Annotated in this window: 11 protein-coding genes; 7 read left to right on the top strand and 4 right to left on the bottom strand. The window is 46.3% G+C overall.

Features of this window, described 5'->3' with window-relative positions:
- Nucleotides 1–32 precede the first annotated feature (32 nt).
- On the top strand, nucleotides 33–1,199 hold the full coding sequence (sucC, locus tag ACFQ1C_RS09580) for an ADP-forming succinate--CoA ligase subunit beta (RefSeq protein ID WP_379558376.1): 1,167 nt from the start codon (nucleotides 33–35) through the stop codon (nucleotides 1,197–1,199).
- A 4-nt stretch (nucleotides 1,200–1,203) separates the two neighbouring features.
- Nucleotides 1,204–2,076 (top strand): succinate--CoA ligase subunit alpha, encoded by an 873-nt coding sequence (sucD, locus tag ACFQ1C_RS09575; RefSeq protein WP_379558375.1) that lies wholly within the window; start codon nucleotides 1,204–1,206, stop codon nucleotides 2,074–2,076.
- Nucleotides 2,077–2,938: 862 nt separating this feature from the next.
- On the opposite strand, the gene ACFQ1C_RS09570 is transcribed toward sucD, so the two are convergent.
- Both ACFQ1C_RS09570 and xseA read right to left on the bottom strand, forming a co-directional pair.
- Entirely contained in the window at nucleotides 2,939–3,076 is a 138-nt protein-coding gene (locus ACFQ1C_RS09570; RefSeq protein ID WP_379558374.1) for a hypothetical protein, read from the bottom strand.
- A 529-nt stretch (nucleotides 3,077–3,605) separates the two neighbouring features.
- On the bottom strand, nucleotides 3,606–4,952 hold the full coding sequence (gene xseA, locus ACFQ1C_RS09565) for an exodeoxyribonuclease VII large subunit (RefSeq protein ID WP_379558373.1): 1,347 nt from the start codon (nucleotides 4,950–4,952) through the stop codon (nucleotides 3,606–3,608).
- A gap of 158 nt (nucleotides 4,953–5,110) precedes the next feature.
- On the opposite strand from xseA, the gene guaB reads away from it, so the two are divergent.
- Complete coding sequence (guaB, locus tag ACFQ1C_RS09560; protein WP_379558372.1) at nucleotides 5,111–6,574, top strand: IMP dehydrogenase; 1,464 nt, start codon at nucleotides 5,111–5,113, stop codon at nucleotides 6,572–6,574.
- Between the two features lie 103 nt (nucleotides 6,575–6,677).
- The gene (guaA, locus tag ACFQ1C_RS09555) at nucleotides 6,678–8,255 is read left to right on the top strand and encodes a glutamine-hydrolyzing GMP synthase (protein WP_379558371.1); all 1,578 of its coding nucleotides are present in this window, start codon (nucleotides 6,678–6,680) and stop codon (nucleotides 8,253–8,255) included.
- Nucleotides 8,256–9,012: 757 nt separating this feature from the next.
- Here the strand turns inward: guaA and ACFQ1C_RS09550 are convergent.
- Entirely contained in the window at nucleotides 9,013–9,750 is a 738-nt protein-coding gene (locus ACFQ1C_RS09550; protein ID WP_379558370.1) for a hypothetical protein, read from the bottom strand.
- Nucleotides 9,743–10,576: a hypothetical protein gene (locus ACFQ1C_RS09545; protein ID WP_379558369.1), complete on the bottom strand. Its 834-nt coding sequence runs from the start codon at nucleotides 10,574–10,576 to the stop codon at nucleotides 9,743–9,745. The genes ACFQ1C_RS09550 and ACFQ1C_RS09545 overlap by 8 nt, the downstream gene beginning before the upstream one ends.
- Before the next feature lie 513 nt (nucleotides 10,577–11,089).
- On the opposite strand from ACFQ1C_RS09545, the gene ACFQ1C_RS09540 reads away from it, so the two are divergent.
- The 3 genes from ACFQ1C_RS09540 to ACFQ1C_RS09530 all read left to right on the top strand — a co-directional run bounded on the left by ACFQ1C_RS09540 (nucleotide 11,090) and on the right by ACFQ1C_RS09530 (nucleotide 15,007).
- A complete protein-coding gene (locus ACFQ1C_RS09540) occupies nucleotides 11,090–11,722 on the top strand; it encodes an IS1595 family transposase (protein WP_379558368.1) in 633 nt (210 codons plus the stop codon).
- Nucleotides 11,723–12,142: 420 nt separating this feature from the next.
- On the top strand, nucleotides 12,143–12,472 hold the full coding sequence (locus ACFQ1C_RS09535; protein WP_379558367.1) for a hypothetical protein: 330 nt from the start codon (nucleotides 12,143–12,145) through the stop codon (nucleotides 12,470–12,472).
- Between the two features lie 471 nt (nucleotides 12,473–12,943).
- Complete coding sequence (locus ACFQ1C_RS09530; RefSeq protein WP_379558366.1) at nucleotides 12,944–15,007, top strand: EAL domain-containing protein; 2,064 nt, start codon at nucleotides 12,944–12,946, stop codon at nucleotides 15,005–15,007.
- Nucleotides 15,008–15,071: the final 64 nt, after the last annotated feature.

Genomic DNA, 15,071 nt, shown 5'->3' with positions numbered 1-15,071 from the left:
TACTCTGAAACCCAATAAAATGGAAACACAACATGAATTTGCATGAATATCAGGCAAAGAAACTGTTTGCTGAATACGGTTTACCCGTATCAGAAGGCTATGCGTGTGACAATCCACAGGAAGCAGTGGAAGCCGCCAGTAAGCTCGGTGGTAATAAGTGGGTCGTTAAGTGTCAGGTTCATGCTGGTGGCCGAGGTAAGGCTGGCGGCGTTAAATTGGCTCAAACTAAAGAAGAGATAAGAGAGTTTGCCGAGTACTGGCTAGGTAGAAATCTGGTGACTTACCAGACGGATGCTAAAGGTCAGCCGGTGGCTAAAATATTAGTGGAAGCCTGCAGCGAAATAGACCAAGAGCTTTATCTAGGCGCTGTAGTTGATCGTAGTACCCGCCGAGTGGTCTTTATGGCCTCTACCGAAGGTGGTGTTGAAATAGAAAAAGTGGCGGAAGAAACGCCAGAGCTGATCCACAAAGCGGCGATTGATCCGTTAGTGGGGCCACAAGCTTATCAAGGCCGAGAGCTGGCTTTTAAGCTGGGTCTAGAAGGCAAACAGATTAAACAGTTCACTCAAATTTTCTTAGGTCTGGGACAAATGTTCTTGGACCTAGATTTTGCCTTGCTTGAAGTCAACCCGCTGATTATTACTAAAGCCGGTGATTTATTGTGTCTAGACGGCAAAATCAATATCGACTCCAACGCCATGTATCGCCAGCCTGAGCTGCAAGATATGCACGATCCCTCGCAAGACGATGCTCGCGAAGCCCATGCGGCGAAGTGGGAGCTGAACTATGTGGCGCTGGATGGCAACATAGGTTGTATGGTGAATGGTGCCGGCCTTGCCATGGGCACCATGGACATCGTTAACCTCCACGGCGGCTCACCAGCCAACTTCCTCGATGTAGGGGGCGGTGCCACCAAAGAGCGCGTAACAGAAGCCTTTAAAATTATTCTCTCTGACGACAATGTAAAAGCGGTGCTGGTGAATATTTTCGGCGGCATAGTGCGTTGCGACATGATAGCCGACGGCATTATTGGTGCGGTTAAAGAAGTGGGCGTCACCGTGCCGGTTGTGGTGCGGTTAGAGGGCAACAATGCCCAAGCGGGCACCACCAAGCTTGCCGAGTCTGGCCTTAATATCATTGCCGCCACCAGCTTGAGCGATGCCGCCGAACGCGTCGTTCACGCCGCACAGGAGAAATAATAAAATGAGCATTCTGATTAATAAAGATACCAAGGTTATTTGCCAAGGTTTCACTGGCGGCCAGGGCAGCTTTCACTCTGAACAAGCCATTGAATATGGTACGCAAATGGTCGGCGGTGTATCACCGGGTAAAGGCGGTACTCGCCACTTAGGCTTGCCGGTGTTTAATACTGTGCGTGAAGCCGTTGAAGTAACGGGAGCCACTGCGACCGTTATTTATGTGCCTGCTCCGTTTGGTAAAGACGCGATTTTAGAAGCCATAGACGCCGGCATCGAGCTGATTGTGTGTATCACCGAAGGTATTCCGACGCTGGATATGCTGGACGTAAAAGTGAAGCTAGAGCAAACCGGCGTGCGCATGATTGGTCCTAACTGCCCCGGCGTGATCACGCCAGATGAATGCAAAATCGGCATTATGCCCGGCAGCATTCATCGCAAAGGTCGCGTGGGCATTGTTTCACGCTCAGGTACCTTAACCTATGAAGCCGTGAAGCAAACTACAGACGAAGGCTTCGGACAGTCAAGCTGTGTGGGCATTGGTGGTGACCCTATTCCGGGTTCAAACTTTATCGACATTCTTGAGTTGTTCGAAAAAGACCCTGCCACCGAAGCCATTGTGATGATTGGTGAAATTGGCGGTACCGCCGAAGAAGAAGCGGCAGCCTATATTAAAGACCATGTCACCAAGCCAGTAGTGTCTTACATTGCCGGTGTAACCGCACCTGCAGGCAAGCGCATGGGGCACGCGGGGGCAATTATCTCTGGTGGTAAAGGGACTGCCGATGAGAAATTTGCGGCACTTGAAGACGCGGGTGTTAAAACCGTGCGATCGCTGGCCGACATTGGCAGCGCACTGCGCGAAGTCACCGGTTGGTAAAGCCGTAAGCGATAAGCTGGAAGAGAAATCAGCAACAAAAAAAGGAGCCTTCAGGCTCCTTTTTTGTCGGTTTAATGCAGACAAGGCACACCAATCTAAGTAAAAATCTGATCAGATTTTTATGTCTTCTGTAGATACTCTGTTGGGTGTCAATGTCTCACGTTAGTTTTGTAGGTTGGTCTCTTTTAGGCCGTGCCACCACCATTGTGCGAATGAATTCGCCCCTACAAAAAACAAGGAGCCATCCTGATCAAGGGTCGATTTCAATCGACCCAAAACCATAGCTCGGCCTAAAGAGGTCGAATACTCCTTGCCTAAATAAGGTGACCCTATGTTCGGGGGGCGTGGGTATTTACCATTTGTTTTGTGCTTTTACTTGGATAAATATTAGCTCTTAAAAGCTGACCTATGTACCTCTAAGTAATGCCGCTTAACAGGTGTGGTTCTGTCGTCATTCCCGAAGGAACGTCATCCTCGCGTAGGCGGGGACGGGAATCCAGGGCCCAGGGCGCAGAACTGTCAGCCTAAGTAGCGCATGCAAAGAGACTGGACCCCCGCCTTCGCGAGGGTGACGATAAAGAGAAGCTAGTCCCTGAATCCATATAAGTGATGCCGGACTGCTTAGCGCTCAACTTCAAAACAGATCACAGACTTACTTAGATTGGTATAAATTAAAGACCAATACCGTTTTTTGATTTAGCCAGTCGTTATATTTTGCTCTTACCAATAACATCCTTTGGCATTTTTCGTCCTATCTGAGCTTAATTTTTCCGTGTACTTCCGTGTATTCCGTGGCAAAAGGCGTTTAGGTTGGTTTTTATTAGGCAGCTGAAGGTTTATCGCAGACAGCTGCCCTAAGGACTTATTCTTTGCCTAGGTAAGCCGCGCGAATGTTAGCCCAGTTGCTGTCCTCGGTGACTCTAAGCACCTCTTGCGAGATCTCGGCCCGAAACGGACTGCCGTCTGGCAGCGCCAGGGCATACAGCTGCTTTGCAAACACACTAGGGTCTGTTGACCTTTCGAGATGATTTTTGCAGCAATTTGTGGCGTCTTTATACAAGGCTGTGTTTATGCCACGTAGTTATTCTCCTTCAATCTGCGCTAACGCAGGATAAAGGCGCCACAAGCGCTGCCCTTTGGGTTCGGCTAAACGCGTTGTTCTCTTCGTTGAGCGGGCTTTGCTTAGAATGACTAGGCTACAACCCACTCGCCGCGATAAAAACGCGTTTAACTCGAACAAAACTTAACCGCGAAAGGTCAACAGACCCCAGAGTTAAGTGTTAATTAATAAGAGCGGTACGCTTTTAGCCGTACGCCGTCAGTAAAAGAGACGGTATTGGTTTTTAACTTACGGCGTACAGCGTATGGCTTAAAGCTGTACTTTGCATTATGCCGTCATATCGGTACCGAGTCGTGGCCCAGCATGACGGCCCCGATATCTCGCACTTAGTATTAAAGCCTAACGCGAGATCCTGACCTGCGTCAGGAAGACGGCATAAAAATAACCCCCGTTTTGATTTAGCCGGGCGCTATTTTTGATGTAGCACTTGCTCTACCCGACTTACTATCTCGCCGTTGGCCAGTCGAGTCGTGATGGCGTCGCCTGGTTGTAGCTGTCGAGTATCGGTTAACACCTGCTCTTGGTGCAGGGTAATACTGTAACCCCGAGACAACGTGGCCAGCGGGCTCATGGCATTGAGGCGTGAACCGGCGAGGGCCAACTGGTGGGCTCGATTATCTAGCTTGGCTTTCAATGAGGCGCTAAGGCGCTGCTGTAAGCCGTTAAGCTGCAGCTGACGACTTTGCAACCGTGACGCAGGGTGTTGGTGTTGCAAGCGCAACTGACCATTGCTTAGGCGCTGCTGGGCCTGAGTAAGGCGCTGCTTGAGTGCGCGGTGTAACCTAGCCTGCAGTTGATCGAGCTGTTGTGCCTGTTGTTGCAGTTGCTGGCGAGGGTGCTGTAACTGCAAACGGGCACTGAGGCGAGCCAGTTGGTTATTGCTTTGGGCAATAAAACGGCGTTGTGCTTGCTGCAAGCGCTGTTGCCACTGCTGATATTGTAGCAGCTGGGCATTACCATCGCGGCTGATCAACTCGGCGGCTGCAGAGGGCGTGGGGGCGCGTAAATCGGCCACCAAATCACTTAAGGTGAAGTCCACCTCATGCCCCACGGCACTCACTACCGGCAGGTGAGAAGCGGCAATAGCACGCACCAGCCGTTCGTCGTTAAAGCTCCATAAATCTTCTAACGAACCACCACCGCGGGCCAATATTAATACATCGGTCTCTGCGCGGCGGTTTGCCGTTTCTAATGCCGAGATTAACTGCGCGGCGGCAATGTCACCTTGTACCTGACTAGGATAAATAATCACCTGCAAGTGTGGGGCTCGGCGCGCTAATACGCTTAAAATATCGTGTAAGGCCGCCCCCGTAGGCGAGCTGATAATACCAATGCGTGTGGGGTGGGGCGGTAGTGGTTGTTTGAGCTCGGTATTAAACAAACCCTCGGCGGCTAAACGCTGCTTAAGGGCTTCGTATTGTTGCTTCAGCAAGCCTTCACCGGCGGGCGCCATAGTATTGGCGACCAGCTGATAATCGCCTCTGGGCTCATATAAGGTCACCTTGCCAAAGATAAGCACCTGATCGCCATTTTTAGGGCGAAAAGCCACGCTGCGGTTATTGCCACGAAACATGGCACAACGCAGTTGCGACTGATTATCCTTAAGGGAAAAGTACCAATGACCCGAGCTGGGCGTGGCCAAGTTGGAGATTTCGCCACTCAGCGCCACCGAGCCCATTTCACCTTCTAGCAACATCCGGGCATGTCTATTCAGCCGAGTGACGGTATACACATCTGTTAACTTATCTTGCTGCAAAATGGCCTCTAATGAGTATCTTTATGTAAAGGTAAGGCGTTTTCATCACTATTTTGCCTTTAATTCACCAAAATAACAAAAATCGCTTTACCGAGAGGGCCGACATGCCTAAAATTCTACTGCAATATTTTTACCCCCCAACTATGGTGAATATTGCAATGCTTAGGATAATTCAAGACGCCCTGACCTTCGATGATGTACTGCTGGTTCCAGCCCATTCTACCGTGCTTCCCAACACCGCAGACCTGCGTACTCGCCTTACAAAAGACATAACCCTCAACATTCCCATTGTCTCTGCTGCTATGGACACCATCACCGAAGCCGATCTTGCGATTGCGCTGGCGCAAGAAGGTGGCATTGGCTTTATCCATAAGAATATGTCGATAGAAGCCCAAGCCGCTCAAGTGCGCAAGGTAAAGAAATTTGAAAGTGGAGTGGTTTCAGATCCCGTAACCGTACGCCCCGAGATGACTATTGGTGAAGTGCGCGAACAAACCCTAATCAACGGCTTTGCCGGTTACCCCGTCGTCACCACCGGTGGTGAGCTAGTGGGTATTATTACCGGTCGAGACATGCGCTTTGTGCAAGACATGAGCAAGCGCGTCGATCAAGTGATGACTGAAAAAGCCCGCTTGGTGACGGTGAATGCCGGTGCTCCTCGCGATAAAGTTGAAGCGCTAATGCAACAACACCGCATTGAAAAAGTATTGGTAGTGGGCCGCAATGGCAAATTGACCGGTATGATCAGCGCCAAAGACTTCCAAAAAGCCGAAAGCAAGCCTGATGCCTGTAAAGATGACCAAGGTCGTTTGCGCGTAGGTGCGGCTGTGGGTGCGGCGCCGGGTAACGAAGAGCGTATTCAGGCGTTAGTCGATGCCGGATTAGACGTACTGTTAATTGACTCTTCGCACGGTCACTCCGAAGGCGTACTCGAGCGCATTCGTGAAACCCGCAAGGCCTTTCCTGACTTGGCCATTGTTGGTGGCAACGTAGCGACCGCCGCCGGTGCCTTAGCGTTGGCAAAAGCCGGCGCCAGTGCCGTTAAAGTGGGTATAGGTCCTGGCTCTATTTGTACTACGCGTATTGTCACCGGCTGTGGTGTGCCACAAATTACTGCGGTTGCCGATGCGGTTGAAGCGCTAAAAGAATTAGGTGTGCCGGTGATAGCCGATGGCGGTATTCGCTTTTCTGGCGACATTGCCAAGGCGTTAGCCGCTGGTGCTAACTGCGTGATGATGGGCTCGATGTTTGCGGGTACCGAAGAATCACCCGGTGAAATTGAATTATTCCAAGGCCGCTCTTTTAAGTCGTACCGTGGTATGGGATCCTTAGGCGCCATGAGCAAAGGCTCAAGCGACCGTTATTTCCAGACTGACAATGCTGCCGATAAGCTAGTGCCGGAAGGTATTGAAGGTCGAGTGCCTTATAAAGGTAAGCTGAAAGAGATTATTCATCAGCAAATGGGCGGTTTACGCAGTGCCATGGGATTAACTGGCAGTGCGACCATAGATGACCTGCGCACCAAAGCAGAATTTGTTAAGATATCCGGCGCGGGCATTCAAGAATCGCACGTGCATGATGTAACCATCACCAAAGAAGCACCTAACTACCGGTTGGGTTAATCTAAAAATGCAGTAGACGGGGGGCGTGTACCCCCGTTTTTCTATTGCCGTCTGCTCCCACAGGCGGTCTTTGTAATGAATAGAAAGTAACGAGAGCAAATTGATGACCAAAAATATTCATGATAACCGGATCCTGATCCTGGATTTCGGCTCACAATATACTCAACTGATTGCCCGCCGCGTTCGGGAGTTGGGTGTGTATTGCGAGCTGTGGGCGTGGGACGTAACTGAAGCCCAAATCCGTGACTTTAATCCAAACGGCATTATTTTGTCTGGCGGTCCTGAGTCCGTTACTGAGGCCAACAGCCCTCGTGCACCTCAATATGTGTTTGAAGCGGGCGTGCCGGTATTTGGTATTTGCTACGGCATGCAGACCATGGCCGAGCAATTAGGCGGGTCTGTATCTGGTTCTACCGAGCGCGAGTTTGGTTATGCTCAAGTACAACGCGTAGCCGACTGTGCTTTGCTTGCTAACATTGAAGATGCCATTGATGCTGACGGCAAGCCGTTGCTTGATGTATGGATGAGTCATGGCGATAAGGTTGTGGCCTTGCCTGAAGGGTTTGAGAAAATGGCCCAAACCACCAGCTGCCCCTTTGCCGCCATGGCTGATGAAAGCCGTCATTTTTATGGTGTGCAGTTCCACCCTGAAGTGACCCATACGCGCCAAGGCGCACGTATGCTAGAAAACTTCATCCGCACCGTGTGTGGTTGTGACGCACTGTGGACGCCGGCCACTATTATCGATGACGCTGTAGCGCGTATTCGTGAACAGGTAGGCAGCGACAAAGTATTATTAGGCTTGTCTGGCGGGGTAGATTCATCGGTTACCGCTATGCTATTGCACCGCGCCATTGGCTCACAGTTAACCTGTGTGTTTGTGGATAACGGTCTGCTGCGCTTAAACGAAGCCGAGCAAGTAATGGATATGTTTGGTGATCATTTTGGTCTCAACATTATTCATGTGCCTGCAGAGGATCGTTTCTTGTCGGCACTGGCTGGTGAAGACGAGCCAGAAGCCAAGCGTAAGATCATTGGTCGCGTTTTTATCGAAGTATTCGACGAAGAAGCCGGCAAGATCAAAGACGTACAGTGGCTGGCGCAAGGCACCATTTATCCAGACATTATTGAGTCTGCTGGTGCTGGCACCGGTAAAGCGCACGTCATTAAGTCTCACCATAATGTAGGCGGTTTGCCTGCAGACATGAAGATGGGCTTGGTTGAGCCGCTTAAAGAGCTGTTTAAAGATGAAGTGCGTCGCATCGGTCTAGAATTAGGCCTGCCGTACGATATGCTCTATCGCCATCCTTTCCCTGGGCCTGGTTTAGGCGTTCGGGTATTGGGTGAAGTGAAAAAAGAATACTGTGACTTGTTACGTCGCGCCGACGCTATCTTCATTGAAGAGCTGCACAAGCACGACTTGTATAACAAGGTTAGCCAAGCGTTCACCGTGTTCTTGCCAGTACGTTCAGTCGGCGTTATGGGCGATGCCCGTAAGTACGATTGGGTAGTGTCATTGCGTGCGGTAGAAACCATCGACTTTATGACTGCGCATTGGGCACACTTGCCTTATGACTTCTTAGGCCATGTGTCTAATCGCATCATCAACGAAGTAGATGGCATCTCACGCGTGGTTTACGATATTTCAGGTAAGCCACCGGCCACTATTGAGTGGGAGTAGGCGGTAAGCCTGAATAGGGCAGACTGCTAAATGACAAAAGGGGCGCTTAGGCGCTCCTTTTTGTTTTTAAGATTCAAGACTTTTTGCCACGACTCTTTGCGACGAGAAGAGAAGTACGGACAAGAGATTAACAGCAACGGTGATGTCTTTTGGTGCTTGGTGAAGATTGCCGGGCCGGACGAAGGGTCTGTACCACCGACACGCTGTAAGGGTTAATGACATTCACCATTTTAATCTACTGCGAATATTCACTGGATATTCGGTCAGATTAAAATAGTTCATCTCGGCGAAACACACTCGCCTATGGCGCTCAGCACATGACATCCCTGTCATATGACGGTCGGTGGTGCAGATCCCTTCATCCGGCCCTATGATCCGAAGTTGCCTGATGGTAAAGGTAGTATCAATAAAGAGCAGGAGAGGGCGTGGTTCTGTCGTCATTCCCGCGAAGGCGGGAATCCAGGTTTGTGGCGCAGAGCGGTCAACCAGAGAGCTGCCTGCAAAAGCACTGGACCCCCGCCTTCGCGAGGGTGACGATAAAGGTAAGCTAGCCACATAAGTTATGCGTGATTACTTATTAAAAATGGGCAAGCAGGTGTGGATGCTGTGACGTTTACGTATAAACGGCTGTTTTAATAATGGGTAACATGATTAGATAGCTTTCCAATATCGGCACTTAAAAAGCATGGCCAATGATAGTGTATTGTCCTGAATTTTCATAAATCCTAGACTAAAATTAATCATACTTCGGAGGATGTCAATATAGTTTTGCACCACCTCCTAGGTTTGTGAGTACAGCCATAAACTCCTGATTAGACTTGAGGTATTTAGCTGGCGGACAGTCCATAAACTGCATACTAATCATAACTAAGCGAAGTTGAGAAAACTCAGTAAAGCTAATCAAGGTCTGGAATTGATTTTTTCTAGTTTTTTCATCAAAACCATTTTCATCAGAGAGCCTTTCAGAGGTCATTTTAATAATATTGTAAAAAATACGGACAGTGTTGTAAATTCGCTCGCCTATATCAATTTTTTCGAGCGTTTGCTCAATTTCTGCATCCGTCCAATTATTAGCTCGCATATTTTCAATCTGATCTTCAAGCTCTTGGATAGCACAAACCTTCTCTAAAGACTCTCCTCCAAGGTTAGCAGGGAAATCTAGCTTAAAGTTGGAAAATGAGGACTTTTGAGCTTCAATTAATCCAAAAAAATAGGTCTCAAATGATCTAAGTTGTTCGTTTTTTTGGTTTTGCTTTATCTCTGCTCTAAGTTCTTTGTTAGCTTTGTTCTGCAAGTTCAAAGATTGTATTAGCAATACTAATGAAACAAAGCTAAGCAGTGGGTTTATCAATCCACTCACATAAGCACTAAAATCAACCCAATCAGAAGCCTTGTCAGATAGCCCATATCCTAGAATTGTATAGAATTGAATGATATAAGAGCCAATAACTACCGCCATGAGAACTATAGCGGCAATTGAGTACCGATTAAGCATCGTCGAATCCTTCAATCAAATACTTGATTATATGGCCGCTGTTAGTCCTCTGGGTATGTGCTGTGAGTGTGAGAGTCTGCCACTTGTCAGTAGGTTTGCCATTGTTCGTATGAAGGTTGTCAGAAAACTTCTGCTTCGCCGAAAATTGAAGGTGCCGATAGTGTTTTTGAGCTGGGAATCCAAACGCAATAGTTTCATCTTCATCCTGAATAAGAAGTCTGCCATTACCAGTATTTATATTCAAGCGAGTGATACTAGCGATAATCTTTAACTTTTCTCTATCAGTTTTTGGTTTAAGCGTTGCATGTGTCGCTCTATCAACTTTTGCCAGCGTTGTTTGCTTGACTCTGCTTTCCCTAAATCTTAATTTTACGTCTTTATTAAAATTGTTAGAAACAGAATGCAGATGATCTAGTGAGCTTTTTTGAAGTTGCTTTATTAATTCTTGCTCTAAATCTTTCCCAAGATTTTTCAGGGTGCTTTCTGCTTTTTTTGAGAGTCTCAAGCTCTCTTGGAAAAGAGCTTCATTGATAAAATACGATATCAATTCGGCAATCGCCTTTTTTCCAATAGCTCTAAAACGTTTTTTAATTTTTTCATCATAAAAATCTAGCGAAAATTCTTGTCCAAATGAGCCTTTAAATGTTTTTCTAAGGTTAGTCCTAACCTTGCTCTCAGATGATAGCTTTTGAGGAACTCTTTCCTCAAGAATTGTAGTTGCAATTTGTCGAGAAGCCTCGGAAGCTCCGCGTAATGTCTCAAGTCCTGAATTCATATCAACAGAGTAATCATCACTCTCCATAACAACATCAAAGTTGATGCTCATTTTTATCCTAAAAGTTATAACAATACTGTCCACATAGTACATAGAAAACAACTACCTGACTAACTTATAGTTACTGAACTGTGGTATGTATGATGATAAGTAATCATTACTCATCTCATAACATATTAGCCTTCGGCTGCCATAAGCTTGAAGAGGTAAGTTAGAAGCACTAACAAGCCACCGATATAAATTGGTTAGTTTTCAACCTGCCATCTACCTTTTAAAGGTTCGGTTTTGGACTTTTAAGGAGGCTAGGATGCCTAAGCCACGCTCCACCCAAGTTAGCCTGGAAGATACGCCCTTTTATCACGGCGTCAGCCGCGCGGTGATAAGGGCTTTTTTGTGCGGGGTTGACCGCTATTCTGTCTAATCACTTGCATGTAGTGTTGAGAATTGATGCCGATACCGCACAGGCGTTGATCAGTATTGAGGTTGTTCATCAATGGCATCGGCTATGTATGAGTTAACTGTGTCTATACTGTGTTTATATACAGAAACAGGGTGGGCCAGATTATGGAATGGTCTTATAAGGAGCTAGAGCTACAGGTCACAGAGCTGCCTGCTGTTCAAAAGCAGGAATTACTCACGTTAATCACGCATCAACTCAATAGAGAAGGGTGTATTAGCCTTCTGAATGATAGGCAAAACACCCATCGGCAGTGCCCGCATTGTCATGCCAACAAGGTAAAGAAATACGGTGTCATTGCCTCGAGACAGCGATTCCGTTGCAACGTTTGCCAGCGTACCTTCATGAGTACAGTGAATACCCCTCTGTATCGATTGCGAAAAATTGAGCAATGCGTGCCCTATTTGAAATGCCTACTGGATAGTCTGACTGTCCGCGCGAGTGCAGCCCAATGCAAGATCAATAAAAACACGGCTTTCCAGTGGCGTCACCGCTTCTTACGTCGCTTAACCGTACAAAAAGAGACCCGTTTGGCTGGCATTGTCGAAATGGACGAAACCCTTTTCCGTTACTCAGAGAAGGGAAGCCGAGGGCTTTCTCGTCCGGCGCACAAGCGAGGCAGAGACAAGGCAGGAAGAGGCCGCAAGAAAGGTGACTGGGTACCGGTATTGATAGCCAGAGACAGAGAGAATCATGTATTTGATAACCGTCTTGAAAGTGAAAAAGCAAGCACCAATTAACAAGACACCCATGTTGATTGGTTAGTTTTTGACTCAGCCTCTACACTTAAAAGGTGTGTTTTTGTAGTGTTGGGAGGCTCTGATGCCTAGACCACGTTCTGCACAAGTGAGCTTGGAAGATACGCCCTTTTATCATTGCGTTAGTCGCACAGTGAGAAGGGCGTTTTGTGTGGTGTTGGTCCTTAGTAATCCCCTCATTTTAATAGCAGATCGCGTCATGTTAGCCGCATAACCTAAATATGTACTAACCCCCGAAATCAGCTGAGAGCACATTGTGCCTAGGGATAGGCCATTTTCTAAGTTACGCAGTACCACCGAGAGTTTCGTCATTTCTTGCTGTTGTTACTATCAAACTCAGGTGTGACGCGGCTCATATGAGGGGATTGGTAAGGTGTTGGTCACTACTTTCTCCTCATCAATATGGGTCAATCCTTTGAGCATCGCCGAGGCTGGGTAGAGCAGCGATTATTGCTGCTAACTCAGGTGTTTGAGGTGGTTCATCAATGGCATCGGTTGTTTAAAGGCACCTTGTTGACCCAAAAGTTTGCTAAAGGTGAACCTGTTGCAGGCTATAAGCTCGATAGCCTTAACGACACCATTGCCGAGTATCGCCGTCGGTTGATGGATATCAGCTGGCTTAAAGTCATCCATGAGTTTAAGACCCTTTTTACAGGCCCAGTAGGCACACTCGAAGACGTAACCCGATATTGTGCGCATTTAGGTAAGAAGCGTATTGCGCATGCTGCCTGAATGAGGCTCATTTCTCGGGTGTTGCTTCAACATCAGTATCAATCCCTCAGTTGTTTAGTTATTCCTGGTTATTCATCTGGCTGATGATGCGCATCAACTCGGATTGTTGGTTATACGGAACGCTTGTTGGCTAAGCTTTTTAGATGGGTGTCTCGTTAGTTTTTTAATTTTACGATTGGCAAAAGTAATTAATAAAAAAGGGGGGGGACTTATGCTGCCTGATACCATATATTCGAGTTTAAATACTAAGTGTGATATCAAAAAAAGAATGTATACGGCCATTAAAGGCTCCATTGGGAGCTTAGATCCATGTGGTGGCGGTTTACAAGCTGTACCAAATCGTAGATACCCAAGGTCAGAGCCATCTGCTATCCTTTGCTATAAATCGCCTAAGCCAATCACTTGTATTCTGTAGTGTATTGAGCATTTTTCTTTGTTACTTCGTCTAACCATGAGGCAGCCAGATTAGCTATGTTAAAACATCAAACAGCTACAAGAGATTCTGTTCATAAACTGTTTGATGGCATCGACGCTATCTCTGTTCAAGGATACGACGAAGAACGTAGAGTTATTTATTGGAATGTAGGTAGTGAAATACTTTATGGATATACTAAAGAAGAAGCATTAGGCAGAAAGTTAGAAGAGCTAATAATTCCTGAGAGCATGCGAGATAAGCTTATCTCTGCGCATCGAGAGTGGGTAGAACAAGGTGTTGAAATACCAGCATCAGAGATTATTTTACGCAATAAAAATAGTCAGGATGTCAATGTTTTTTCAAGCCATGTAATGTTTTATAATGAAGCCAATGAATGCGAAATGTATTGTATTGATGTCGATCTGAGTGATGTTAAAAAAGCACAAGCTCAGGCGGTTATGAAGGATGATTTGCTTAAGGCTGTATTTGAAACGAACCCTGACTTGTTTTTTTTGATGACGGAAGATGGGGTTTTTATTAACTATCATGCTGGTGATAGTAAAACTCTCTATGTTACACCAACGGGAATTATTGGAAGTAATATAGCAGATTTTTTACCTGATAAAGTTGTTGCGAGGTTCCTGGCTTACATTGCTCAAGCAATAAAACTAGGAGGTATAGTAAGTTTCGAATATGAGTTAGCTATGCCGACTGGTGCGAGTTACTTTGAAGCAAGAGTTAGTCACTTGCCAGAGCACAAGCAAGTTGTGCTTATTATTCGAGATATAACTGAGCAATATAAAGCCGCTGAATTGATACGAAAACAGGCTTATTATGATACTTTAACCTTGTTACCTAACCGATTTTTATCCCTTGATCGTTTATCACAAATGATTAAAGACATGAAACGGTGCGATGAGAAAGCAGCGGTAGTGTTTTTAGATATAGATGATTTTAAAAAGGTTAACGACTCTTTAGGACATGAAGTAGGGGGTAAGCTGCTTGTTGAAGCTGCCAAAAGGTTAACTTTATCGGTACGAGAGATAGATACGGTAGGGCGCTTGGGTGGGGATGAGTTTATTATTTTGTTGCGCTCATTAACCGACAGTTATACCACAGTTGATTTTTTAGAAAAGCTACTTAGAGTTTTCCAAGAGCCTTTTAAAATAGATGGCAGAGAGCTGACTCTTACAGCGAGTATCGGTGTTGCTATTTATCCCGAAAATAGTGATAACGCGACTGATTTGTTACGGAATGCAGATACTGCAATGTATCAAGCAAAATCGTTAGGGCGAAATACCTATTCTTTTTTTACAAAAGAAATGAACGACATGATTTTGCGACGTTTGGAGATAGAAGGTCGGCTACATGGCGCGCTAGAGCGTAATGAATTTGAAGTTTATTATCAGCCTAAGGTTAACGTCAGAGGTGGCTGTATTGTTGGTGCGGAGGCTCTATTACGCTGGCTGGACCCAATGTTAGGTAGTGTAGGTCCAGATGAATTTATTCCAATTGCAGAGAGTACAGGTTTAATTATTCCTATTGGAAAGTATGTTATAGAGCAATCCCTCCAATTTTTGGCTCTGTGGGAAAATGACCATCGACGAGACTATACAATGGCGGTCAATTTGTCTCCTTGTCAATTCAGAGATGGCGGTTTAATCAGTTTTGTTAAAAAAGCACTTAATGATGCTAATGTTAGTGCCGAGCGTTTAGAGTTTGAGATTACCGAAGGCGTATTAATGGTCGGTAAAGCGTATGTCGATAATGCATTAGCTGAGCTCTATAAGCTTGGGGTCAAGTTGTCAATGGATGATTTTGGAACCGGCTATTCATCATTAAGTTATTTGCGGAAGTATGAATTTGACCTTCTGAAGATCGATCGTAGTTTTGTTAATGGTATAACCTTAAATAAGGAAGATCGTGACTTGGTAAAAGCAACGATAGCAATGGCCCATAGTTTGAATTTGCTGGTTGTTGCTGAAGGCGTTGAAACAGTCGAACAACTGAGTTTATTGGATGAGTTGGGGTGTGATATAGCGCAAGGTTATTATTTTAGTAAACCAATACCTGCTAGAAAAATGATTGACTTCCAGATCTCAAAAATTACCGATAAGTAATGTTGCATAACTTATGTGGTGGATTCTGTAGGTAGCTTCGGCTTACTTTAAAGCTAAAGACCTT

Source organism: Oceanisphaera ostreae, from assembly GCF_042676125.1.
Lineage (GTDB): Bacteria > Pseudomonadota > Gammaproteobacteria > Enterobacterales > Aeromonadaceae > Oceanimonas > Oceanimonas ostreae.
This window is presented reverse-complemented; position numbering and strand designations above follow the sequence as displayed.

Bases quoted from the DNA above. Each gene is read 5' to 3' on its own strand.
- ACFQ1C_RS09530 (WP_379558366.1), top strand. From the start codon at position 12,944: ATGTTAAAACATCAAACAGCTACAAGAGATTCTGTTCATAAACTGTTT.
- guaB (WP_379558372.1), top strand. From the start codon at position 5,111: ATGCTTAGGATAATTCAAGACGCCCTGACCTTCGATGATGTACTGCTG.
- sucC (WP_379558376.1), top strand. From the start codon at position 33: ATGAATTTGCATGAATATCAGGCAAAGAAACTGTTTGCTGAATACGGT.
- ACFQ1C_RS09540 (WP_379558368.1), top strand. From the start codon at position 11,090: ATGGAATGGTCTTATAAGGAGCTAGAGCTACAGGTCACAGAGCTGCCT.
- sucD (WP_379558375.1), top strand. From the start codon at position 1,204: ATGAGCATTCTGATTAATAAAGATACCAAGGTTATTTGCCAAGGTTTC.
- ACFQ1C_RS09545 (WP_379558369.1), bottom strand. From the start codon at position 10,576: ATGAGCATCAACTTTGATGTTGTTATGGAGAGTGATGATTACTCTGTT.
- ACFQ1C_RS09535 (WP_379558367.1), top strand. From the start codon at position 12,143: ATGGGTCAATCCTTTGAGCATCGCCGAGGCTGGGTAGAGCAGCGATTA.
- ACFQ1C_RS09550 (WP_379558370.1), bottom strand. From the start codon at position 9,750: ATGCTTAATCGGTACTCAATTGCCGCTATAGTTCTCATGGCGGTAGTT.
- guaA (WP_379558371.1), top strand. From the start codon at position 6,678: ATGACCAAAAATATTCATGATAACCGGATCCTGATCCTGGATTTCGGC.